Below are 22,623 nucleotides of genomic sequence, written 5' to 3' on the forward strand. Positions count from 1 at the left end.
GTGGTACTGATCGGGTCGCTGGTGTGCTGTCTCGCTCGGAGGGTGTGGGCTGATGGATCCGGATGTGACTTCCCTGGCTGGTGCCGTGGTGCCATACGTGGCCGCGGCGGCCGGAGCGTACGGGGCGGGCGTGGTGGCGCGGGTGCAGGAGGTGGCGGCGGACGCGACGGTCGGCCTCGGCGGGCGGCTGTTGCGTCGGTTGCTGGGGCGGGAGGAGTCAGCGCCGCTGGTGGAGGCGGCGGTGCTCGATGTGGCTGAGGACCCGGCTGACGAGGACCGTTTGGCGGCGTTGCGTTTGCAGATCCGTAAGGCGGTGGCCGCCGACGCGCGGTTGGTCGCCGATCTGTCGGAGATGCTGGCGTCGGCGGGGGTGACGATCACCGCATCGGGCGAGCGGTCGGTCGCCAGCCAGACGATCAGCGGGGTGGTGATCACCGGGGATGGTGGCCAGGTGACTCGATGAGCGACCGGGATGCCGCCGACCGTGGCGCGGAGTCCGCCGGGGTAAGCGCCGAGGGCGGCAGGTCGGTCGCGGCGGGTGAGATCAGCGGGCTCGCCATCACGGGGAACGACGCGAAGGTCGATGCGCGGCGGATCGAACTGCATCGGGCGTCGACGGCACCCGATACGGGGGCTCGATTGCACAACCTTCCCAAGCCGGCGACGCGGTTGTTCGTGGGCCGTCAGGAGGAGTTCGCGGCGCTGGAGGCGGTGATGTCCGCTGGTAGCGGGGTGATCTGTCAGGCGGTGCACGGCCTGGGTGGGGTCGGCAAGACCGAGTTGGCGTTGCAGTACGCCCACCGCTGTCGCGACCGGTATCCGGTGCGGTGGTGGCTGACCGCCGACAGTCCGGCGGCGATCGAGAACGGCCTGGTGGCGTTGACGGCCCGGATGAACCCGGACCTGGTGTTGACCGCGACGGCAGCGGAGGCCGCGAGTTGGGCGGTCGGTTGGTTGCAGAACCAGTTGGGCTGGCTGCTCGTGCTGGACAACGTGGAGCAGCGCTCAGACGTCGAGCCGCTGTTGGCGCAGCTGGACACCGGGCACCTGTTGATCACGACCCGGCGTGACGTGAACTGGGAGACGCTTGTCGACGGTTGTCTGCGTCTTGACATGCTGGATCGTGAGTCCGCGGTGCGGCTGCTGCTGGAGCGAGGGGAACAGCAGGACCTGTTGGCGGCGGCGGTGTTGGCCGACGAGTTGGGGTATCTGCCGTTGGCGTTGCAGCAGGCGGCCGGCTACCTGAGGCAGACCCGCCTGCCGGTGTCGGTCTACCTGGATCGGCTGCGGGCGCAACCTGCCGAGGTGTTGAACACGATCGCGGAGGGCGACCAGGCAGAGCGTGCGGTGGCCCAGGTGTGGCTCCTCACCCTCGACCGGCTGCGCGAAGTCCGGCCGGCGGCGATCGACCTGCTGCGGATCTTGTCGTGCTACGCGCCCGACGACGTGCCGCGATCGATCCTGGCCGGGTACGCCGACCAGGCTGGGGCTGTTGACCAGGCGATGTCGGCATTGGCGTCGTACAACCTGGTCACGCTCACTCAGACGACAGTCAGCACGCACCGCCTCCTCCAGACGGTGGTCCGCGGTCAAGCGCAGACACAGGCCGAGGCTGGCCACCACGACGGGCGCAGCGACCTCTCCGAATCGTTGTGGCAACGAGTCCTTGACCGCGCGATGGCCCTGCTCGACCAAGCCGCGCCGTCGGGCAACCCATCAGAAGACGTAGATACCTGGCCGCAGTGGCGGGCACTCGCCCCACACATCGAGGTGCTCTTTCAACACACGCCAGAGCACGCCGTAGACCTGACTTTCGCCTACCTGTTGGGCCAGTTGGGGTTCTATCACTACACGCAGGCCAGGTACAGCCAGGCATTGCAGGCCGAGAGGCGTGTGTTGGAGATGTCCGAGGCGGCGTTGCCGGCGGGGCATCCTGACATCGCGCTGCGGTTGGACAATCTGGCGGGCACGTTGGGTGCTCTGGGGCGGTCGGACGAGGCGTTGCCATTGCAGCGGCGGGCGTTGGAGATCAGTGAGGCCGCGTTGCCGGCGGGGCATCCTGACATCGCGCTGCGGTTGGACAATCTGGCGGGCACGTTGGGTGCTCTGGGGCGGTCGGACGAGGCGTTGCCGTTGCGGCGGCGGGCGTTGGAGATCAGTGAGGCCGCGAGGCCGGCGGGGCATCCTGACATCGCGCTGCGGTTGGACAATCTCGCGTCCACGTTGAGTGCTCTGGGGCGGTCGGACGAGGCGTTGCCGTTGCAGCGGCGGGCGTTGGAGATCAGTGAGGCGGCGTTGCCCGCAGGACACCCCACCATCGCGCTGCGGTTCAACAATCTCGCCTTCACGATGAGGGTTCTGGGGCAGGCTGAAGAAGCGCTGCCGTTGCAGCGGCGGGCGTTGGAGATCAGTGAGGCGGCGTTGCCGGCGGGGCATCCTGACATCGCGCTGCGGTTGGACAATCTCGCGTCCACGCTGGGTGCTCTGGGGCGGTCGGACGAGGCGTTGCCGTTGCGGCGGCGGGCGTTGGAGATCAGCGAGGCGGCGTTGCCGGCGGGGCATCCTGACATCGCAATCCGGCTGGACAACCTGGCGTACTCATTGGGGGATTTGGGGCGGGAGCAGGAGGGGTTGCCGTTGCAGCGGCGGGCGTTGGAGATCAGTGAGGCGGCGTTGCCGGCGGGGCATCCTGACATCGCGCTGCGGTTGGACAATCTCGCGTCCACGTTGGGTGCTCTGGGGCGGGAGCAGGAGGGGTTGCCGTTGCAGCGGCGGGCGTTGGAGATCAGTGAGGCGGCGTTGCCGGCGGGGCATCCTGACATCGCAATCCGGTTGAACAACCTGGCGTACTCATTGGTGAAGTTGGGGCGGGAGCAGGAGGGGTTGCCGTTGCAGCGGCGGGCGTTGGAGATCAGTGAGGCGGCGTTGCCCGCGGGGCATCCTGACATCGCAACTCGCCTGAACAACCTGGCATACACGTTGAGGGAGCTGGGGCAGACCGAGGAGGCGCTGTCGCTGCAGCAGCGGGCTTCGGAGATACGAATGAAGATTCAGCGTAGGCGGTCGGGTTCGAATGACGCAGGCTGAATGCTGTCCTGCCGTGAGGTCCACTCCATCGCTGATCTCGTCCGAGCGCTGCGACTGCCCGACGCCATCACGCTCCGCCCGGCGAGGTGAGTCGAGACACCGGCTGGGAGTTGACGCGGCCTGAGCACGGCCCGGAGGGATGTAATCCCGGTACTCAGACGATGCCTCGTCTGATCGGCGGATACCCCGCCTCGGCCTCGCAGGCGTCCATGACTCGCACTCCGGGCCGTGCCGGACGAGGATATGCGGGCGAGGCGGCGCGTGGGGCACGGCGTTCCGGTCTCGGCACGCTCGGCGCGATTCTCGGCCGGGGCGGGTCACTCGACGAACGTGCCATCCGGATGCATGATCTGGTCTCGCACCAGCGGTGCGAGCGCGGACCAGGCCCATCGTCCACGGCGACCGACATGCGGATACGCCCATCGCCGTCGTCAAGGGCGTAGCTGACCACGCTGTACCGCTTCCCGTCCTCGCCGACGACCTGCCGGATGTCCTTGTCATCGAGCATCGCGCGCCACCCGTAATAGCCGATGCGCTGCCACTCGACCAGACGTGCGTCGGCAAGCACTGCTGCGATTCGCCCGTCCAGACTCACGCGCCCAGCCTCTCACCCGGACGAGGGGAGCAGCGATTCCACGTAGGGCGTGCACCACGCGCCAACCGACGACCACCGTTTTCGGTGCACGGCAAAGCCTCGTCGCGCGGTGCGGTGTGCGGGATCGCGCCGGGCGCTGACCGCCGCTAGTGTTCGCGCGGTGAACCTCGTGATCGATGAGAGCAGCCGCCAGGTACGCGAGTTCGTGTGCCAGTGCTGTGACACGGACGCGGACCGGACGTGGGCCAACATCTACGAGGGCGACACCGCTTTCGCCGTCTACTTCGCGAGCTGCTACCACCACAACGGGATCCACGAGGCGTGGATCGATGCCATCCTGGGGACGTGGGGGAATGATCGCTTCGACGACCACATCACGTTCGGCTGCCGGGTCGGCCCGGTGGTCGGCTCCCCGGCGGCCCCTGCTGCGACGCTCGTCAACGGTGGCGAGGTTGCCGGTGACAGTCCGATCTTCGGACGCAAGCTCACCCGGGAAGAGGGGCTCAGTCACCCGAGGATCGCCGAGTTCTGGCAGGTCGTGGACGTGATCCTGGAACGGGACGACCTGGTGCGCCGCCACGTGTACGGGCCGGTCACGCCCGACGGTGCGCGGCCCGGGCGGTAGCGCCCAGGATCGTCGGTCAGGGGTTCGCCGTCACCGACGGGTCGAACCCCGCCGCGGTACGGGGGCCGGCGAGCTGCGTGACCATGGTGTCGGCGTCGTCGAACGATTCGACGGTGTGGAAGCCCTCGCTGGCGTACAGCTTCGCGGCGACGTTCGCCCGCTCCACGCTCAACGACACCGCCCGCAGGCCCCGATCGTGTGCGACGGACAGAACGGCGCGCAGGAGCGCCCGGCCCACACCGCGATTGCGCCAGTGTTCCACCACACCGAGGGTCAGCTCTGGTATGTCGTCACTCACGTACCCGTAGCCCGGATCGGCGGCGGTCAGGTGTCGACACCAGGACGCGCCGACCGGCCGGTCGGCCGGGTCCACCGCGATCACCCCGAAATCCCCCGGCCGCATCCAACCGTCGACGTAGTGGGCCAGCTCGGGGTTGGCCAGGATCTCCTCGCGCGGCCAGTTGCGCTCGGGCAGCCAGTTGACGGCCTGCACGAGCATGTCGACAAGGAAACCGTTGTCGGCCGACGTGGCGGTACGGATGCTGAACGTCGTCACCGCCGAAGCCTCGCACAACGGCGCCCTGTCCCGGGACAGTGCGGCGTCGACGGCGGGGCTACCGTGACGGCATGATCGTGCGTACGCGCTGGATGATGCCCCACCCACCCGAGTTGTTGTGGCCGGCGCTGTGCGACTCACGCCTGGAGTTGCAGCCCAGGTGTCCGGTCTTCTATCTGGGTACGCCTCGACCGACGACGTGCCGCCTGCCCGAGGGCCACGGTGAGGTGGGCGCCGCCCGGCAGTGCGTGTCGGAGCAGGGTGTGGTGCGGCAACGCATCACGACGTGGGAGCCGCCGGTCCGGTTGGCGTTCCACATGGAGTCGACCGACCTGGGCTTCCACCGCTTCGTCGACCAGCTCGGGGACGTGTTCGAGTTGACCCGGACGGAACGCGGCACGCAGGTGACCCGGACGACGACGGTCACGGTTCGTGGGTTCGGTCGGGCGGCCCTCTATCCGGCCCTGTGGGTCGGGTTGAAGTCGGTCCACCGCTTCGTGTTCCGCAACTGGCAGCAGATGCGGTTGTCGCCGGCGACGGTGTGACGGGTCAGGGCGAGGCGCGGCCGGGTCGGTAACGACGCGCTTCAGGCGCGGAACGCTCGGATGGCCAGCGCGGCGAATCGTCGGGAGGCGGCGACCCGGGCGTCCGTCGAGGTCGCGTGCAGGCCACCGTTGGCCATCAGGATGAGGATGAGGTCGTCCAGGACGAAGTCGGGTCGCAGGTGGCCGGTGTCCCTGGCCCGGAGTGTCAGGTCGGCGAGTGAGGCGAGGGCCGTTCGGCGTTTCGCGGCGAGATCCACGGCGTGCGGGAAGGCCGTGGTGAACGCCGTGGTGTAGCCCCGGTCGCGGGCGTGTAGCTCGCAGAGCTGTTCGATCACCTGGCACAGGCCACGCCACGGGTCGGGGTCGGCGAGTCCTTCGTCGACGATGACCTGGCAGGCGTCCATCTGTTCGGCGAATGCCTCGGTGGCCAGTGCCTCCTTGGTGGGGAAGCGCCGGTAGAGGGTGGCGGGGCCCACCCCGGCCCTGCGGGCTATCTCGCGCATCGGCACGTCCATGCCGTCGGTGGCGAACATCGTCCGGGCGACGTCGAGGATCCGTTGGCGGTTGTCCCGCGCGTCCGACCGTAGGTTTCGAGTCAACTGCTCGGTCACGCTCTCATTTTAGCTAAACGGACGCCGGCGTCCACTACCGTTTGCGCTGACCACAGGGCGGTCCGGCTCGAGAAGAGGCACATGTGAAGGCAGTCATGATCCGGGAGTTCGGCGATCCTCGCGGCTTGGCGGTGACCGACATCCCTGACCCGGTTCCGGCTCGGGGGCAGGTGATGATCACCGTCGAGGCGGTCGGTGTCGCGGGCGCCGACGTCATGATCCGAAGCGGCGCCCTCGCCGCCTACGGCTTCCGGGAGGGTCACATCCTCGGCGGCGAGGTGGCGGGGACGGTGGCCGCGGTGGGCGAGGGCGTCGACGCGGCGTGGATTGGGCAGCGCGTCTGGGCGTTCACCGGCACCGGCGGTGGGTACGCCGAGCGCGCGGTCGCCCCGATCCCGGAGGTGCTGCCCCTCCCCGCTGGCCTCTCCGTCGTCGATGCCGTAACGCTCGGCAGCTCCGGGGTCGTGGCCCACTTCGGTCTCGCCCACGCGCATCTCTCCGACGGAGAGACCGTCCTGGTACGCGGTGCGGCCGGCAGCATCGGGATCATGGCGGTGCAACTCGCGAGCCGCCGGGACGCCAGCGCTGTCGCGGTCACCACCTCGTCGCCCGAGCGTGGTCGCCGGCTGCGTGGCCTTGGTGCAACCCACGTGCTCGACCGCACCGGAGCAGGAGGGTCGGACGCTCCCCGCGGCTATGACGTGATCATCGACGTTGTCGCGGGTGACAGCATGCCCTCGTTCTTCGACAGGCTCAATCCCAACGGCCGTCTCGTGCTCGTCGGCGCGGTCGGGGGCCAGCCGCCAGCAGACTTCGGCGCGACGCTGATGGCCGCCTTCCAGAAGTCGATGTCGTTCGCCACGTTCAGCGCCGCGACGGTGCCGGAACCCGCCCGCCAGGCCGTGCGGCGTGACCAGTTCGCCGCGGCGGCCCGTGGCGAACTGGTCTCCGTCGTGCACGAGGTGCTGCCCCTGGAACAGGCGGTGGCCGCCCACCAGAAGATGGCCGCCGGCCAGGTCTTCGGGCGGATCGTCCTCACTCCGTAGCGGGGACGGGCGGCGACCACCCGCGCAGGGCCGCGGCGCACGGGTCTCAGGCGAGCAGGGTGCCGCCGTCCACGGTGACTACCGTGCCGGTGGCGTACGTCGACCGCAGGAGGTAGACGAACGCTTCGGCGACGTCCTCGGGCTCGCCCACCCGGCCGAGCGGCAGTGACGCGCTGAGCTGGGCGTACATCTGCTCTCGGGTGTCGTCGGGCAGTGCGTCCCACAGCGGTGAGCGGATGACGCCGGCGGAGACGGCGTTGACCCGGATCGGTGCCAGTTCGACGGCGAGCGAGCGGACCAGCGCGTCGATCGCTCCGGTGATGCTGGCGGCCACCGACCATCCCGCGTTCGGCCTGTGATTGGCGGTGCCGGTGGTGAGGGTGATCGACCCGCCGGGCCGCAGGTGCGGGAGCGCCGCGTGGACCGCCGCCAGCGACCCGAAGTAGCGCAGGTTGAAGGCGGCACGGGCGGCGGCGAGGTCGAGGGCGTCGACGGACATCAGCGCGAGCGGTTCGCCGGCGGTGTAGACGAGGTGGTCGAACGGGCCGAGCCCCTGGAACAGCCGCGTCACGTCGTCCGGGTTGGCGAGGTCGGCGACGTACCCCTGGGTGCCGGCCGGCAGGGCGGCGAGGGCGCGGTCCACGCTGCGCCGGTTGCGGGAGGCGACCACGACCTGGGCACCCTCCTGGGCGGCCCGGGCAGCGGTCGCGAGCCCGATTCCCGATGTTCCGCCGAGGACGATGACGCGCTGGTCGGTGAGGGTCATGATGGTCCTTCCGGATCGTGTTCGGCTGACGCACACCACGGTGCGTCGGCACTGTTGCTCTCGTCCAAGACCTCTTTGACCTGCTGTGATACCCGACGGGTATCGTGGAGGTCGGGTACGTGCGCGGCGGACGGAAGGGTCGGATGGACATCGATCTGCGCAAGCTCCGCTACTTCGTGGCCGTTGCCGAGGAACTGCATTTCGGCCGGGCCGCCGCGCGGCTGCACATCGCCCAGCCGGTCCTGTCGCGGCAGATCCGGGCGTTCGAGCACGAACTCCGCGCCGAGCTCTTCGTCCGGGACCGCCGCTCCACCGTGCTGACCGAGGCCGGTCGTCAACTGTTGGCCGACGCCGGTCCGCTTCTGGCCTCGGCCGAGGCCCTGCGTCGGCGCGTGCAGCGGGCGGCGCACGGCCGGCAGACGTTCACCATCGCGTTCATGCCGGGCATCATCGTCACCGCCGAGGCCCGCGCCATCGCTCAGCGGCACCCCGAGCTGGCCGTCGGTGTCGTCCGCACATCGTGGGACGACCAAGCCGCGGTCGTCCGCGAGGGGCGCGCCGACGTCGGCTACGTGCGGCTTCCGGTCGACCAGCGGGGCCTGCGCCTACGCCCGCTGTTCACCGAGCCCCGTGTCGTCGTCCTGCCCGGCGAACATCGTCTGGCGGGCAAAGAGTCGGTCGACCTCGCCGAGCTGGCCGAGGAGCGCCTTCTTCAGGACCCGGACGCGGTGCCGGAGTGGCGGGACCTGCCGAACCGTCCGACGGACCCGGAGCCCCGCCCCCGGCCGGTGCTGACCTCCGTCGAGGAGAAGTTGGAGCACGTCGCCGCGTACGCCGGGGTGGTGATCCTGCCGCTGTCCACCGCGAGGTTCTACACCAGGCCGGACGTCGTCCACGTGCCCGTCGGCGACCTCGGTCAGAACCAGGTGTGCCTGGCCTGGGCCGAGAACAACCGCTCACCGCTGGTGCGCGAGTTCGTCGACATCGCGGCGCAGCGGGCCGGCGACGTGGGCGCTCCCATGCCGGGCGGTGCCGGATCGGGCCGGTCCAGCTGAGGCCGCGCCCCGCGAGGAGGCGCGTGAACTTGGGTGCCACCATGACGCGGTCATTGCGGCCGCACCTAGAGCAGGGGGAACCAGCATGGCGATCCGGCGGATGGACAACGTCCTCATCGTTGTCGAGGACCTTGACGCGGTCATCGCGTTCTTCGTCGAGCTCGGCATGGAGTTGGAGGGCAGGGGACCGGTCGAGGGCCGGTGGGTGGAGCGCGTCATCGGCGTCGAGGACGTGCGGCAGGAGGTCGCCATGCTGCGGACCCCGGACGGCCAGGGCAAGGTCGAGCTGGCAATGTTCCATGCGCCCACGGCCGTTCGCCACGAGCCGGAGGACGCCCCGGCGAACACCCTCGGCATTCGTCGGGTCATGTTCGCCGTCGACGACGTCGAGGAAACGATCGCCCGGCTGCGCCGCCACGGGGCGGAGCTGGTCGGCGAGGTGCAGCGATTCGAGGACATCTTCCTGCTCTGCTACGTCCGTGGCCCCGAGGGCATCATCGTCGGGCTCGCCGAGGAGTTGCGCTGAGTGCTGGCGTGCGGCCGCCGCTGTCGGTCGGGAGCCAGCAACGTCGGGGATGTTGTGGAAGCCGGCACCGCCCGAAGCCGGCACCGCCCGAAGCCGGCACCGCCCGAAGCCGGCACAATGTCGGTGAGGGCCTGCTCCGCCTCGCGGCAGAGCAGGCCCTCATGTCGTCCGTCCGGCCAGGGTCAGGCCGTCGCCACCCCGAAGAGGTGGATGACGCCGCCCTCGGCGGTGGTGGGCAGCGTCAGGCTCGCGAGCTGCTTGCCCGGCTGCAGGTCGATCGGGGTCGTGGCGAAGACGTACGTCGCCACCGGGTCGACCCCCGTGCCCAACACGTCGCGGTACGTGGTGTGCACCGCCGTCACGTTGCCGAACGACGGCTGATCGCCCCCGCCGCCCAGCGTCCAGTCGCTGAAGCCGATCGTCGCCTGCTGCGTGGTGCCGTCGGTGTACGTCAGCGTCACCGTGCCGGTCGTGGGACCGAACGCGGCGCTGCCCAGCAGGCTCAGCGTGGTGTCACCCTCGGCCGCCTGGACGCTGAGCACCTGACCGCCGCCGCCGACCAGGACGTTGTCCGCGTCGCCGGGGGCCACGTTCGGCCAGGTGAAGTCAAACCCGTTGGCCGACACGGTGGACCCCGGCTTCACCCCGGCAGCCTCGAGCGCCTTGGCGGAGTAGCTCCAGCCTCCGGTGTCGAAGTTGGCCTGCGGATTGGTGTCGTCGGCCGAGATGCCGTTGTTGTTGAGGTTCCACAGCACGCTGTCCCGGACGGCCACCGTCACGGGGATCGTCACGCTGGGCAAGGGCGTACCGGTGGTGGTGGCGGCGGTCACCGTCACGGCGTAGGCGCCAGGCTTGAGGTCGGCCGACGCGGAGACGGTCAGCTCCTTGCTGCCCGACCCGTCGCCGGTCAGCGTGAACTGACCCTGTGCGGGCGTGACGGTCAGTCCGGCGGGCGCGCTGACCTTCCAGCGCGCGGCGGCGGGCGTGTCGGTCAGCGCCTGGATCTTGTAGGTCGCCGCCGAGGTGCTGCCCGGCTCCACCTTCAGGGTCTGCGGGCTCGCGCCGGTCAGGTACGGCCGGCGACCGTCGCCGTAGGAGGGCGGGGCGTCGGCGGGTGAGCTGCCCCACGACGTGTTCGGCTTGCCGCCCAGCACGAAGCTGACGGTGCCGCCCTTGTTGACGAGGGTGTCGGGGACCCAGCTCCGGTTCGACGTCTTACCGTTGACCTTGACCGACTGGATGTACCTGTTCTGGGCCGAGGCGTCCGGAGCGTCGATCGTGATCTTCCGGCCGTGGCCGGCGTCGATCACCGCGCGCCGGAAGAGCGGTGCAGTGAGCACCAGGTCGGCCCGGCTCGGGTTCTGCGGGTACATGCCCAGTGCGGAGAAGACGTACCACGACGACATGGTGCCGGCGTCGTCGTTGCCCGGGATGCCGCCGGGGGTGTTGCCCCAGAGTTGGTCCATCACCGCGCGGACCGTCTCCTGGGTCTTGTAGGGCGCGCCGAAGTAGCTGTAGAGGTACGGCGCGTTCATGTCCGGCTCGTTGGTGGGGTCGTACCGGGTGAGGTCGCGGGCGGAGAAGTCGTAGGTGCCGGCCGGGGTGCGGAAGAAGGCGTCGAGGCGCTGCTCGGCGGCCTTGTTGCCGCCCATGGCGCGGGCCAGGCCGGCGACGTCGGAATAGACCATCCAGGTGTAGCGGGCGCTGCTGCCCTCGACGAACCCGTTCTCGGTCGCCGGGTGGAAGGTGCGCTCCGCCCAGGTGCCGTCCGCCTTGCGGGAGCGCGGGTAGCCGCCCTGCGCGGTGGCGGTCAGGTCGAAGACGTTGCTCCAGGTGCCGGACCGCTTGCGGAAGGCCCGTTGGTTCGCCTGGTCGCCGACCTGTCCGGCGAGTTCGGCGAGCGCGGAGTCGGCGACGGCGTCCTCCATCGTCTCGGCCGCGCCGCCCCAGCAGGAGCAGCCGTCGGCCGGGACGTAACCCAGCTCCAGGTACTTGTCGAGGGCGGGACGCTGACCGACGCACGCCACGTTGCAACCGGCACTGTCGGAGTCGTTGGCGTTCGGCACCGTCGCCGCGGTGATCAGCGAACGAAGTGCACCCTTGACGTCGAAGCTCCGCCCGCCGAAGGCGTAGATGCCGGCGACCGCCGGGGCGGACGGGTCGCCGGACATGACGCTCGTCTTGCCGTGCTGGAGCAGCCAGCGGTCCCACTCCCCGCCACGCTGGGTGGCGTAGTTGAACAACGACTGCGCATAGTCGCTGCCCGCCTTCGGGTTGACCAGCGTCATCAGCTGCACCTGGGCGCGGTACTGGTCCCAGCCGGAGAAGGTGCCGTACTGCGCGTCCTGGCCCTTGGCCAGCCGGTGCGGCTTGCCGTCGGCGCCGACGTAACGGCCGTCCACATCGCTCGTGAGGGTGGGTTCGAGCATGGAGTGGTACAGCGCCGTGTAGAAGGTGCTGAGCTGGTCGTCGGTGCCTCCACCGACCTTGATCGTGCTCAGCTCACGCCGCCAGGCCGCCGTGGCCTCGGATCGAACGGCGTCGAAGCTCTTCTTCTGCGGGTTCTCCGCCCGTAGGTTGGCTTCGGCGTTCTCCAGGCTGAGGTAGGAGATGGCGACCTTCACGCCGACGGTCGTGGTGCCCTTGGCGAAGGTGACGTAGGCGCCCGATCCCTTGCCGGGCGCGGGGCTGCCCCCGCCGAGGCCGGTGCCCCCGGAGGCCGTCGTGGCGTCCGGCGTGAGGTTGCCGTCCTGCCACGTGCCGACCCGGGCGAACGGCTGGTCGAAGTGGGCCGTGAAGTGCAGCGTGTACAGCGCCTTGCGGTTGTTGTCGCTCTGCGGGCCGCAGAAGTTGCCGGCGGTGACCGAACCGGTGATGGTCCGGGCCGCGGAGTCCACCCGTACGGTGGCGTCGGCGCTGCCGGTCTCCGAGTTGGAGGTGCGGAACAGCATGCTGGCGGGCTGGTCGTCCGGGAAGCCGAACCGGCCCGAGCCCGTGCGGGGGGTGGTGGTCAACTCGGCCGACGCGCCACTGTCGAGGCCCACCCGGTAGTACCCGGCCCGCGCGGTCTCGTTCGTGTGGGAGAAGCTGCTCGCGTACGTCGCGTCGGAGGTGTCGACGGATGGCGAGGAGTTGACGTCCCCCACGTACGGCATGATCGGGATGTCGCCGGAGCCTCCGTTGCAGCCGACCCCGTTGAGGTGGGTGAGGCTGAAGCCGCGGATGCGGTTCGCGCCGTACTCGTAGCCACCGGGCGCGGGGGTGGAGACCTGCTTACCGGTGCTGGTCTGCGGGCTCCAGGCCAGCATGCCGAACGGGCGGACCGCTCCGGGGTAGGTGTTGCCGAGGTTCGTGGACCCGATCAGCGGGTTGACGTACGCGGCGGGGTCGGTGACCAGGTGCGGAGCGGGTGCGGCCGAGGCGGGGGTGCCCGCGGAGACCGCCGTCAGCGCCGCCACGGCCACGGCGGTGGCGGCGGCGAGGGTTCGGCGTCTGGCGGTGTACGCCATGCGCGCCGTCGTGTCTGACACAGTGTTGGCCCTTCGGTTGGCATCGTGTGCGTAAAGCTCGATGGGGCGACCCGTCACGCTTCCTCTCTCCATACCGGAGCCGCACACGGTTGTGACAACGTTGTCTAATTCGCGCTGATGCTTCTCTTCCCGCACAGGGCTGTCAAGATCCTGATCACGATCGGTCGTGGAGGGGACGTGACGCGCGGACAGCGGCCGTCCATCGTCGCGGTTACGCTCCCGGCATGTTCCGTGCGGCCCGGCCCGACGACTTCGCGCAGATCATCCACCTCTACCGACAGTTGAACCCGGACGATCCCGTGCTGGACGACGGCACCGACCGGACGGCCTTCACGCAGATCCTCGGCACACCCGGGCTGCGGCTGTTCGTCCTCGACCTGGACGGGGTCGTCGTCGCCACCACGTACCTCAACGTGATCCCCAACCTCAGCCGGTCGGCCTCGCCGTACGCCGTCATCGAGAACGTCGTCGTCGAGCAGTCGCGGCGCGGTACCGGTCTGGGTCGGCAGATCATGGCTGCCACGCTCCAGGCCGCCTGGGACGCGGGCTGCTACAAGGCGATGCTGATGACGGGCTCGCGGAACCCGGCGACACACGCGTTCTACCGTGCCTGCGGGTTCTCCACCGACGTCAAGACGGCGTACCTGGCGCGCCCACCCCGCTAGGGAAGGTCTCGCGCAGCGCGGCGTCCAGCGCGCGGCCGGTCGTCGGCTCGATGAACAACTCGGCGAGCAGGAGATCGGCGAGGTAGGTGGGGTTGATGCCGGACTCCTTGCGACCCAGCGCCTGGGACGCGCCGCCGAGTCGCAGGGCCGTCCGCGCCGCGCCGGTCGGCAGCCGGCCGACCCGGCGGCGGCGGCCGACCGCCTCGGCGATGCGTGCGAGCATGTCGTGCCAGGTGAGGTTCTCGTCGGCGACCGGGATGTCCGCGCCGCTGGCCTGCTCCAGGGCGTCGGCCGTGACCTCGGCCACGCTGCGCGCCGAGGCTGCGGCGCTTCCGCCGGTCGGCGCCACCAGAGGGGTACGCGAGCGCGCCCACCGGTCCAGCGGACCGGCCCAGTTCGGCAGCCGATCGCCGACCCGACCGAAGACGAAGGGCAGTTCGAGTACGGCGACCGGCAGACCGGGACCGGCGGCGGCACGCCCCTCGCCGGCCTGCTCCAGGCGGCAGCGGATGTACGTGTGCCGCTCACCGAGCCGCCACTGCGGGTGCAGCCGGTCGAAGTACGTGTAGTACGAACCCATGATCACCCCGCGGGTGAGGCCCTCCGCGCGGGCGGCGGTGAATAGGCGCACCACCGGATCGACGTTCTCGCGGCGGAACTGCGGATAGATCGGCTTGGGCAGCGCCCGCTGCTCGTCGGTACGGGTGGCGTACACGACGCCGTCGTGACCGGCGAGCAACGATCGCAGGTCGTCGGTCGAGGCGGACCCGACGTCGAGCAGGGAGTCGACCCCCTGCTGGGCGGTACGCGCCACCGAGGTCGTGGCGTGCCCGCGCTCCCGCAGCACCTCCACGACGTGCGCGCCGATCAGCCCACTGCCACCCACCACGAGAATCCGCACGCTGAATCGTCCACTGCGAAGCGGGGTGCGTGTCAAGTGCGGATGCGACGGCGGCGGGGCGCGACCAGAATGGCGTCCGGAGGTGATCGAGGATGACCGACAAGGAGAGCGTTCCCCGGCTGACGTCGGTGGTGCTCGACGGCACCGACGCGCGAGAGTTGGCGGAGTTCTACCGGCAGCTCATGGGCTTCGTCTACCGGCCCGGAGACGAGCCGCCCGCGGACGGCCGACCCGACGAGCGCGGTCGTGACTGGCTGGTGCTCAGGTCACCGGACGGCGGCCCGCAGATCGCGTTCCAGCAGGTCGACGACCTGCCCGAGGCGACGTGGCCGAAGAACGACGTGCCCCAACAGCTGCACCTGGACCTGACCGTCGGGTCCGTCGACGAGCTGCTGGTCCAGCACGAGCGCGTGCTACGCCTCGGCGGCCAGCTACGGTTCGACCGCATCGTGGACCCCGAGGAGCCGCTGCGCGTGTACGCCGACCCGGCGGGCCATCCGTTCTGCATCATGGTGGGATAGCGGCAACGACGCCGTCCGTATCCGTATCCGTGCGCGGCACGCGTGCGACAGTGGTGCGGACCATGTCGAGGACGGGGACGAGGATGCCGGAACCGCGCGCCTTCTGGCTGGACGAGCAGTTCGACCGCGAGCACGGCACCGACGGGCGCGGCCGCTACGAGGCCGAGGTGCTCCGCCGGATCGGCGAGTTCGCCGAGACCTGGGGTGACTTCGCGCCGGTCGCGTTCGCCGCGACGGCCTGGCGGGTCGCCAGCGAGCTGTCGCCGGGCTTCGTGCGGTGGCACCGGCGCATCCTCTCGGCGACCTGCGAACGCAGTCCGTGGGACGGTGGCATGGTCTGCGCGGTCACCGTGGCCTCCCGCTGGCCTGCGGAGCTGACCTGGAGCAAGCAGTGGCAGCGGGACCGCGGATGGCAGGACTGGCCGCGGCTGTTCGGCCAGTTCACCACACCCACCGAGCAGGACCGGACGCGCCGTCCGCATCTTCGCGCGCTGCTCCAGGTGGAGGCGCCGCTGCCGCTCGACGGCCTGCCGCCGACACCGGACGGTCCGGACGACCACGTCGCCGCCGCGGCACGTCGGGCGGTCGTGGTGCTGGCCCGGGAACTCAACGACCTGCTGGCACCGGTGATCGGGCAACTCGACAGCGGAGTCCCCGCCGACTCCTGACGGCGGGGACTCGTCTCGACACGGCGCGTCGGCAGTCGCGATGGTGCAGTGGGCCCGGCCCGGTCACCGATCGGGCCGGGCCCACCACGTGTCAGCCGGTGGTCAGGTAGAACTTCTCCCAGGCCCCGGCGGACGTGCGGTTGGCGATCAGAGACCCGGCCCCGGAGTTCTCCGCGCACACGAACTGGCTGTTGATCGTGGCACGCAGACTGACCGTCCCGTCCGAGTTGGTGACGATCTGGAAGGTCTGCGCCGCCCCGATCGACGTGCCGCTGGCGACCAACGGTGCGGTAGTGCTCGTGGCCGAGACATAGAGCCCGTTGGAGCGCGACTTCAGGGCGATGTTGCCGTTGCCGGCGTCCACCCGGTCGAACTGCTCGGTGCTGCCGACGCTGGCCTTGTTGGCGATCAACGCGGTGGTGCCGACCGCCGACACGTACTGGTTGTTGATCTGCGCCCGCAGGGTGGTCACCGGCGTGCTGCCACCGGTGCCGGTGGTGAAGGTGAACGCGTCCACGTCGAACAGGTAGCCCGACCCGCCCTTGAACACCAGGTAGAGCGTGGTCGACGCGGTGGGCGGGTTGCTGATCGTGCCGGACACCTCGGTGAAGGTCTCCCAGTTGCCGGTCACCGGCACCGTGACGGTGCCCAGCAGGGTGCCGGTGGCCGAGCCGGCCCGAACCTCGATCGTGCCGCCGGCCCCGGCCGACGACGCCCGCACGGTGATGCGGTTGGCGCCGGTCAGGTTGTACGGCTGGTACGAGATCCAGTCGTTGTTCTCGATGAACCCGGCGGTGCGGCCACCCTCGGCGCTGGTGTGGTCGGTGGCCTGGACACCCGACTGGCCGCCGAAGTGCTCACCCTGGCGGTGCTTCGGTTGCAGCGTCCTGATGCTGTGCGTGGTGAGCCCGCCGTTGTCGGTGTAGGCGGCGTCGAAGACTCCGTAGATGTTGGCCGCGGAGTCGTGCTCACCGTCGGTCGGGACGGTGATCGACCCGCTGCACCCGTTCTTCGAGGTGATCTGGTGGGCGTGACTGTCGTGGCCCAGCGCGTACGTCAGGCTCACCTTGGAACAGTCGATGGTGCCGTCCTGCGGGTCGCTCACGCTGATCTGGTACGAGACGGTGTCACCGAAGTTGAACAGTTGCCCGTCGGCGGGCGAGGTCAGTGTCACCGTCGGTGCCGTGTTGCCCACGGTGATGACCAGGCTCGCCGTGCCGGTCAGGCCGGTCGGGTCGGTGACCTTCAACGTGGGGGAGTACGTGCCGTTCGTGGTGTACGTCTTGGTGGGGTTCGCCGCCGTCGACGTGGTGCCGTCCCCGAACGTCCACAGGTAGCTCAGCGCCCCACCCTCGGGGTCGGAGCTGCCGGCCGACGAGAAGTTCACCGTCAACGGGTTGGCACCCGACGTCGGGTTCGCGGAGGCGACCGCGATCGGGTTGCGGTTGCCGCCGCCGATGTACTCGATGCGGAACAGCGCCTGGTTGTTCGAGCCGGTGCCGTAGTCCAGCACGTACAGCGCGCCGTCCGGGCCGAAGGCCATGTCCATGACCTGCGTGCCGCTCCACGGGAAGCTGGAGATCTCCCCGCGGGAGCCGTCGGAGTTGATGGCGATGGGCTTGATCCAGCGGCGGCCGTACTCGCCAGCGAAGAACTGGCCGTTCAGCGACTGCGGGAACTTGACGCTGGAGTTGAGCGAGGCGTCGTACCGGTACACCGGCCCGGCCATGGGCGACTCGGAGCCGCTGCCGAACTCCGACGGTGAGCCGGAGTCGCCGGCGTACTTGATCCAGGCCGGCTTCGCCGCGGGCAGCGTGCCCAACCCCGTGTTGCGGAACGAGTTGTTGGTCGGCCCGCCCGTGCAGTTGTACTTCGACTGCGACGGCCCGGACGGGAAGGTGTATTCATTGTATGTTTCGGTGCTCGTGTTGCTGCCGGTGCAGTACGGCCAGCCGAAGTTGCCCGGCGCGGTGATCCGGTTGAACTCGACCTGACCCGACGGACCCCGGCTCGAGTTGGTGCTTCCCGCGTCCGGCCCGTAGTCACCGACGTAGACGACGCCGGTCGCCTTGTCGACGCTCATCCGGAACGGGTTGCGCATACCCATCGCGTAGATCTCGGGACGGGTGTTGGCCGTTCCGGGCGCGAACAGGTTGCCCGACGGGATGGTGTACGTCCCGTCCGACTGCGGCGTGATCCGTAGCACCTTGCCCCGCAGGTCGTTCGTGTTGCCAGCCGAGCGCTGGGCGTCGAACTGCGGGTTGCGGTCGGTCCGCTCGTCCAGCGGCGCGTAGCCGGACGACTCGAACGGGTTGGTGTCGTCGCCGGTGGTCAGGTACAGGTTGCCGGCGGCGTCGAAGTCCAGGTCACCGCCGACGTGACAGCACTGCCCGCGGTCGTTGGCGACCTGGAGCACGATCTTCTCGGTGCTCAGGTTGACCGTGTCGTCGCTGTTCAGGGTGAACCGGGACAGCCGCAGGTGCCCCTTCCACCGGTCCCAGTCGGACTGCGAGCCGGTGGTGGGGGCGTCCCCGGACGGGGTGCTCAACGTGGGCGAGTAGTACAGGTAGATCCACCGGTTGGAAGCGAAGTTGGGGTCGACGGCGACGCCCTGCAACCCCTCCTCGTCGTGCGTGTAGACGGACAGGGTGCCGGAGACCTTCGTGTTGCCGGCCACGTCGGTGACCCGCAGGACACCGTTGCGGGCGGTGTGCAGCACCGAACGGTTGGGCAGGACGGCCAGGGACATGGCCTCGCCCAGCTCGGAGGAGCCGGTGGCGAGTTTGACCTGCTGGTAGTCACTGGCGGGAATCACCACCGCCTGCGCGGCGGAGGAGGGTGCGGCTACGGCCAGGGTCACACTCGCGACGGTGGTGACCGCCGCGATGAGTGCCCGTGACCAGCGCCGGGGGTTCGAGAGCATTGATCGTCCTTCCTCGACGACCAGGGCCGGGGCGTGCTGGGGCGCACCACGGCCAGGTGAGGGTGGTGGGGAGCGAGCCGCGGCGCGGTCAGTTGGTGACGAGGGTGAACTTCTCCCACTGACCGATGGAGGTCCGGTTGGCGATCAGCGGAGAGGAGCCCCCGTTGTCAGCGGCCACGTACCGGCTGTTCACGGTGGCCCGCAGGCTGACCGTGCCGTCGGAGTTGCGGATCAGCTGGAACGTCTCCCATGCCCCGGCGCTGGCCCGGTTGGCGATCAGCGCGGCAGCCCCGGCGTTCTCCGCCGCGACGAACTGCCCGTTGCTCTTGGCGCGCAGCGCGACGTTGCCGTTGGCGAGGTTGACCAGTTCGAACCGCTCGGTGGTCCCGGCAGTGCTCTTGTTGGCGATGAGCGGGGTGGAGGCGTTGGCGGCGCTGACGTACTGGTTGTTGGCGAGGGCACGCAGGGTGGAACCGGTGGCGGCGGGCGGCGGGGTCGTCGGCGGGGCGGTCGTCGGCGGCGCCGTGGTCGGCGGCGGGGTCGTCGGCGGGGCCGTCGTCGGCGGGGCGGTGGTCGGCGGCGGGGTGGTCGGCGTGGTCCCCGGCGAGCAGTTCGCGCTCACCGAACCCGCGGCGACCTGCAGGCCACCGAGCAGCATCCGGGTGAAGTTCGGGTCGGTGTACGACGCCTCGGTGTGCCCGAGACCCGTGTACCAGGAACGCCCGGCGCCGACCGTCTTGCACCAGGTGATCGGGTGGTCGCCGTTCATGTTGCCGCCGCTGTAGGACGACTCGTCGAGGCTGGCGAGGACGTGTGCGCTGGAGCGGGGGTTGGTGCGGTAGTTGTACCACTCGTCGGAGCGGACCCAGGTGGCGCTGAGGTGCGCGGTCGACGGGTTGCTGCGGTCCTCGATCTTCACGGTCGCGGTCTGGATCGCCGGGTGCGAGTCGAACCACGCGCCGACCAGTTGCCCGTACCACGGCCAGCTGTACTCGGTGTCGGCCGCGGCGTGCACGCCGACGTAGCCGCCGCCGGCGGCGATGTACGACTCGAACGCGGTCTGCTGGCTGGAGTTGAGGACGTCGCCGGTCGTCGACATGAAGACCACCGCCTGGTACTGGGCCAGGTTGGAGGTGGTGAACTGGGCGGCGTCCTCGGTCGCGGTCACGCTGAAGCCGTTCGCAGCGCCGAGCTGCTGGATGGCGGCGATGCCGTTGGGGATGGCCGAGTGGCGGAAGCCGGCGGTCTTGCTGAACACCAGGACCTTGGTCAGCGGTGCCGCCGAGGCGGTGGTCGGCAGTGCGACCAGACCGGCCATCATCACGGCCAGGCCGGTGACGAGCGCCAGTAAACGGGGACGGGAACGCATGGTGATGCTCCTTAGCTGAGCGTCGACCCCGCAGGGCGCGCGTGGGCGCGCCCGGGGCCATGGTGGCGGTGATGCGGAAGCCGGGCCGCCGATGCTCGGCTGAGGTGATGTGGAGCGGTGGTGATGGCGCGGTGCGCCAGTCGACGCTCCCCGTCCGACCAGTGTGGACGGACGGACTGCATCGACTGACGTCGCTGACGCAGTAAACCTCTGATGTCTACGCGCCGTCAAGCCCGCCCGCTGCGGCCTGCCACTGCGGCGGGGAGTCGACCTCAGTGGCCGAGGACCAGGTACGCGAGGCCGAGGACGCCACGGTAGCCGCCCACGTACTCGCGCAGCCGATCGTCGAGCTCGGCGCGGACCTGGGCCGCGCGGGGATCCTCGGGGTACGTCAGCAGCCACTCCTGCCGGCCCGCGAGCCAGGTGGACTCGAAGTCGTCCCACTCCCGTTGGTCGGCGGTGCTCAGGTGCAGCAGCCGCCAGCCCCGCTCACGGGCGGCCTCGACGAGGCTCGCGAGGTCGGTCACGTCCGCACCGAAGATCTCCGCGACCTCCGCGGTGGGGTCGCGCTGCCAGTACCCCTCGCCGAGCAGCAGCCGCCCACCGGGGCGGACCACCGTGGCGAGGGCGTCGAGGGCCGCTCCGGTGCCCCCGAAGGCGTGCGCCGAGCCGATGCACAGAACCCGGTCGGCGGGCTCCTGCCAGGCGGCGGCCTCGCCCATCACGAAGGCGACGTGCCGGTTCAGCGACCTCTCGGCGGCGAGGCTGCGCCCCCGGGCGAGGACCGCCTCGTCGGTGTCGACGCCCACGCCCCTCGTCGCGACCGGGCCGGCGACGCCACCGGCGGCGACAGCGCGCAGCAGCAGCTCACCCCACCCGCAGCCCAGGTCGAGCACGCGCGCGCCGGGCCGTACGTCGAGTCTCCGCAGCAGCAGGGCCGCGTGCTCCTCCGACAGGGGCGTGTTCCAGCGCATCCGCGCGTAACGGCTGGCGGCGAGGTGGTCGGTGGATTGCATCGGTCCAGGGTGTCAAGTCATGACCATCGGCGCACACCGGGTCCGGTGCGTCGGCGTCGTCGGCAAGCGGGGACGGGCGTCGGCGCGTACGGCAGGATCGGTGCAATGGACGCGGAGGTGTCACCGCCGTGGCGGCCGCCGACCCGGCAGGAGGTCGCGGCGGCGGCCGGTCGCGGCCTGGTGGATGTGATCGGTCCCGGCCTGCGGGTGCTGTTCTGCGGGTTCAACCCGGGGTTGTACTCGGCGGCGGTGGGGGAGCACTTCGCCCGGCGGGGTAGTCGGTTCTGGCCGGCCCTGCACGGCGCGGGCTTCACCGACCGGGAGTTGCGCCCGTGGGAGCGCGCCGAGCTGCTGCGGCAGGGGTTGGGCGTCACCAGCCTCAGCAACCGGGCCACGGCCCGGGCCGACGAGCTGACCGCCGCCGAACTGGTGGCCGGGGTGACCGGGCTGGCGGTCAAGGCCGAGCGGCACCGGCCACGGTGGGTGGCGATCCTCGGGGTGACCGCGTACCGGATCGCGTTCGTCCGGCCGAAGGCCGGCCTGGGGCCGCAGCCGCAGCGGCTGGGACCGGCCCGGGTCTGGGTACTGCCCAACCCGAGCGGCCTGAACGCGCACTTCCCGCTGCCGGCGTTGACGGCCGAGTTCGCCCGACTGCGCCGGGAGGCCGGACCCTAGGCCCGCTCGGCAAGGGTCTCGTAGTAGGACCGCATCGCGGGGTGGTACTCGTCGAACTCCGGTCGAGGCGTGCCGTCCCGCGAGGCGACGAGCATGTCCAGGTAGTACTCCCAGCCGGCGCCCACCTCGGCGACGCCGTCGAGGCTGCCCAGTTGCTGGGTGAACCGCAGCTCGGTGACGCCGGCGCTCTCGGTCAGCGCGAACTCCAGCAGCCAGTTGCCCGAGCCGTCGACCATCGACACGCTCAGGCGTCGCGGTGGCTCGCACTCCTCGACGCGGACGTCGCACCAGGGCTGCTGCTCCTCGTACGCCATCTGGACCCGGATGGTCCGGCCGGGCCCGGCGTCGCCCTCCCACGGGCCGAACCAGCGGGCCGTGCGCTCCGACTCGGTCAGGCTCGCCCACACGTCGGCCGCCGAGGCGCGGAACGTGCGGGTGAGGACGAGGTCGTGGCCGGTGGCGGTGGGGAACAGGCGGCCAACGGGGGTACGGGTCATGCGGTGTGCTCCGTTCGGTGCGCGGCCGGGCCGCGGCTGCGGCGTTCCCGGCGGGTTCGATAGACCTCGGTCTCCAACGCGTCGAGGCGCTGCTCCCACCGGTCGGGTGCGACGAGCTCGCCGAGCCAGTCGACAAGCGGGGCGAGCGGGCCCGGATCGAGCCGGTAGATCCTCGTGCGGCCGATCAGCTCGTCGCGGACCAGGCCGCTCTCGCGCAGCACCCGCAGGTGTCGGCTGATCGCCGGGCGGCTGATGGCGAACCGTCCGGCGATTTCGCCCGCGGCCAGCGGCGCGTCGCGGAGCATGCTCAGGATGCGCCGCCGCACCGGGTCCGCGAGCGCCGCGGCCACCTCGTCCACCCCGAAAGCGTAACTCATGAGTTACGGGTTTTCCGGTAGGGGTGCGTCGGTGGTGGGCACATGATCACGTGACCTGGCACTCTTGAC

At 70.4% G+C, this 22,623-nt stretch carries 21 protein-coding genes and 1 pseudogene; 11 read left to right on the forward strand and 11 right to left on the reverse strand.

Features of this window, described 5'->3' with window-relative positions; genetic code table 11:
• Nucleotides 1-52 precede the first annotated feature (52 nt).
• On the forward strand, nucleotides 53-463 hold the full coding sequence (locus ABZU91_RS03455) for a hypothetical protein (RefSeq protein ID WP_355233434.1): 411 nt from the start codon (nucleotides 53-55) through the stop codon (nucleotides 461-463).
• Nucleotides 460-3,087: a tetratricopeptide repeat protein gene (locus ABZU91_RS03460; protein WP_355233436.1), complete on the forward strand. Its 2,628-nt coding sequence runs from the start codon at nucleotides 460-462 to the stop codon at nucleotides 3,085-3,087. The genes ABZU91_RS03455 and ABZU91_RS03460 overlap by 4 nt, the downstream gene beginning before the upstream one ends.
• Nucleotides 3,088-3,404: 317 nt before the next feature.
• Here the strand turns inward: ABZU91_RS03460 and ABZU91_RS03465 are convergent.
• Nucleotides 3,405-3,682 (reverse strand): annotated as a pseudogene (locus ABZU91_RS03465) (hypothetical protein).
• A gap of 160 nt (nucleotides 3,683-3,842) precedes the next feature.
• Between ABZU91_RS03465 and ABZU91_RS03470 the strand changes: the two are divergent.
• On the forward strand, nucleotides 3,843-4,307 hold the full coding sequence (locus tag ABZU91_RS03470; protein ID WP_355233438.1) for a hypothetical protein: 465 nt from the start codon (nucleotides 3,843-3,845) through the stop codon (nucleotides 4,305-4,307).
• A gap of 16 nt (nucleotides 4,308-4,323) precedes the next feature.
• Here the strand turns inward: ABZU91_RS03470 and ABZU91_RS03475 are convergent, their stop codons facing one another.
• On the reverse strand, nucleotides 4,324-4,863 hold the full coding sequence (locus tag ABZU91_RS03475) for a GNAT family N-acetyltransferase (protein ID WP_355233440.1): 540 nt from the start codon (nucleotides 4,861-4,863) through the stop codon (nucleotides 4,324-4,326).
• 71 nt (nucleotides 4,864-4,934) lie between these two features.
• Between ABZU91_RS03475 and ABZU91_RS03480 the strand changes: the two genes are divergently transcribed.
• Nucleotides 4,935-5,408, forward strand: coding sequence for a hypothetical protein (locus ABZU91_RS03480; RefSeq protein ID WP_355233442.1), 474 nt, complete (start codon nucleotides 4,935-4,937; stop codon nucleotides 5,406-5,408).
• A 41-nt stretch (nucleotides 5,409-5,449) separates the two neighbouring features.
• Here ABZU91_RS03480 and ABZU91_RS03485 read toward each other — a convergent pair whose 3' ends face one another.
• Nucleotides 5,450-6,019, reverse strand: a complete 570-nt coding sequence (locus ABZU91_RS03485) for a helix-turn-helix domain-containing protein (RefSeq protein ID WP_355233444.1) — start codon at nucleotides 6,017-6,019, stop codon at nucleotides 5,450-5,452.
• Nucleotides 6,020-6,102: 83 nt separating this feature from the next.
• Here ABZU91_RS03485 and ABZU91_RS03490 point away from each other — a divergent pair, with 83 nt between their 5' ends.
• Nucleotides 6,103-7,065: a zinc-dependent alcohol dehydrogenase family protein gene (locus ABZU91_RS03490; protein WP_355233446.1), complete on the forward strand. Its 963-nt coding sequence runs from the start codon at nucleotides 6,103-6,105 to the stop codon at nucleotides 7,063-7,065.
• A gap of 46 nt (nucleotides 7,066-7,111) precedes the next feature.
• Here the strand turns inward: ABZU91_RS03490 and ABZU91_RS03495 are convergent, their stop codons facing one another.
• The gene (locus ABZU91_RS03495; RefSeq protein WP_355233448.1) at nucleotides 7,112-7,831 is read right to left on the reverse strand and encodes an SDR family oxidoreductase; all 720 of its coding nucleotides are present in this window, start codon (nucleotides 7,829-7,831) and stop codon (nucleotides 7,112-7,114) included.
• Between the two features lie 143 nt (nucleotides 7,832-7,974).
• On the opposite strand from ABZU91_RS03495, the gene ABZU91_RS03500 reads away from it, so the two are divergent.
• Nucleotides 7,975-8,886: a LysR substrate-binding domain-containing protein gene (locus ABZU91_RS03500; protein WP_355233450.1), complete on the forward strand. Its 912-nt coding sequence runs from the start codon at nucleotides 7,975-7,977 to the stop codon at nucleotides 8,884-8,886.
• Nucleotides 8,887-8,971: 85 nt separating this feature from the next.
• Nucleotides 8,972-9,412: a VOC family protein gene (locus ABZU91_RS03505; RefSeq protein WP_355233452.1), complete on the forward strand. Its 441-nt coding sequence runs from the start codon at nucleotides 8,972-8,974 to the stop codon at nucleotides 9,410-9,412.
• Nucleotides 9,413-9,594: 182 nt separating this feature from the next.
• On the opposite strand, the gene ABZU91_RS03510 is transcribed toward ABZU91_RS03505, so the two are convergent.
• A complete protein-coding gene (locus tag ABZU91_RS03510) occupies nucleotides 9,595-12,921 on the reverse strand; it encodes a GH92 family glycosyl hydrolase (RefSeq protein ID WP_355233454.1) in 3,327 nt (1,108 codons plus the stop codon).
• 245 nt (nucleotides 12,922-13,166) lie between these two features.
• On the opposite strand from ABZU91_RS03510, the gene ABZU91_RS03515 reads away from it, so the two are divergent.
• Complete coding sequence (locus ABZU91_RS03515) at nucleotides 13,167-13,607, forward strand: GNAT family N-acetyltransferase (RefSeq protein WP_355233456.1); 441 nt, start codon at nucleotides 13,167-13,169, stop codon at nucleotides 13,605-13,607.
• Here ABZU91_RS03515 and ABZU91_RS03520 read toward each other — a convergent pair.
• Nucleotides 13,573-14,508 (reverse strand): NAD(P)H-binding protein, encoded by a 936-nt coding sequence (locus ABZU91_RS03520; protein ID WP_355233458.1) that lies wholly within the window; start codon nucleotides 14,506-14,508, stop codon nucleotides 13,573-13,575. The genes ABZU91_RS03515 and ABZU91_RS03520 overlap by 35 nt on opposite strands.
• 92 nt (nucleotides 14,509-14,600) lie before the next feature.
• Here ABZU91_RS03520 and ABZU91_RS03525 point away from each other — a divergent pair, with 92 nt between their 5' ends.
• The gene (locus tag ABZU91_RS03525; protein WP_355233460.1) at nucleotides 14,601-15,029 is read left to right on the forward strand and encodes a VOC family protein; all 429 of its coding nucleotides are present in this window, start codon (nucleotides 14,601-14,603) and stop codon (nucleotides 15,027-15,029) included.
• 83 nt (nucleotides 15,030-15,112) lie between these two features.
• The gene (locus ABZU91_RS03530; protein ID WP_355233462.1) at nucleotides 15,113-15,697 is read left to right on the forward strand and encodes a hypothetical protein; all 585 of its coding nucleotides are present in this window, start codon (nucleotides 15,113-15,115) and stop codon (nucleotides 15,695-15,697) included.
• Nucleotides 15,698-15,788: 91 nt separating this feature from the next.
• Here ABZU91_RS03530 and ABZU91_RS03535 read toward each other — a convergent pair whose 3' ends face one another.
• The 3 genes from ABZU91_RS03535 to ABZU91_RS03545 form a co-directional block, all read right to left on the reverse strand.
• Entirely contained in the window at nucleotides 15,789-18,620 is a 2,832-nt protein-coding gene (locus tag ABZU91_RS03535; RefSeq protein WP_355233464.1) for a PQQ-dependent sugar dehydrogenase, read from the reverse strand.
• A gap of 88 nt (nucleotides 18,621-18,708) precedes the next feature.
• Nucleotides 18,709-19,989 (reverse strand): ThuA domain-containing protein, encoded by a 1,281-nt coding sequence (locus tag ABZU91_RS03540; RefSeq protein ID WP_355233466.1) that lies wholly within the window; start codon nucleotides 19,987-19,989, stop codon nucleotides 18,709-18,711.
• A 272-nt stretch (nucleotides 19,990-20,261) separates the two neighbouring features.
• On the reverse strand, nucleotides 20,262-21,005 hold the full coding sequence (locus ABZU91_RS03545; protein ID WP_355233468.1) for a methyltransferase domain-containing protein: 744 nt from the start codon (nucleotides 21,003-21,005) through the stop codon (nucleotides 20,262-20,264).
• Nucleotides 21,006-21,110: 105 nt separating this feature from the next.
• Here ABZU91_RS03545 and mug point away from each other — a divergent pair, with 105 nt between their 5' ends.
• On the forward strand, nucleotides 21,111-21,680 hold the full coding sequence (gene mug / locus ABZU91_RS03550) for a G/U mismatch-specific DNA glycosylase (protein ID WP_355233470.1): 570 nt from the start codon (nucleotides 21,111-21,113) through the stop codon (nucleotides 21,678-21,680).
• On the opposite strand, the gene ABZU91_RS03555 is transcribed toward mug, so the two are convergent.
• Nucleotides 21,677-22,177 carry an SRPBCC family protein gene (locus ABZU91_RS03555; protein WP_355233472.1) on the reverse strand — a complete coding sequence of 167 codons (501 nt, stop codon included), beginning with the start codon at nucleotides 22,175-22,177 and terminating at the stop codon, nucleotides 21,677-21,679. The two genes, mug and ABZU91_RS03555, sit on opposite strands and share 4 nt — an antisense overlap.
• Nucleotides 22,174-22,536 (reverse strand): metalloregulator ArsR/SmtB family transcription factor, encoded by a 363-nt coding sequence (locus ABZU91_RS03560; protein ID WP_355233474.1) that lies wholly within the window; start codon nucleotides 22,534-22,536, stop codon nucleotides 22,174-22,176. Before ABZU91_RS03560 ends, ABZU91_RS03555 begins: the two co-directional genes overlap by 4 nt.
• Between the last annotated feature and the right edge of the window lie 87 nt (nucleotides 22,537-22,623).

It is taken from the genome of Micromonospora sp. NPDC005174, assembly GCF_040608495.1.
Lineage (GTDB): Bacteria > Actinomycetota > Actinomycetes > Mycobacteriales > Micromonosporaceae > Micromonospora.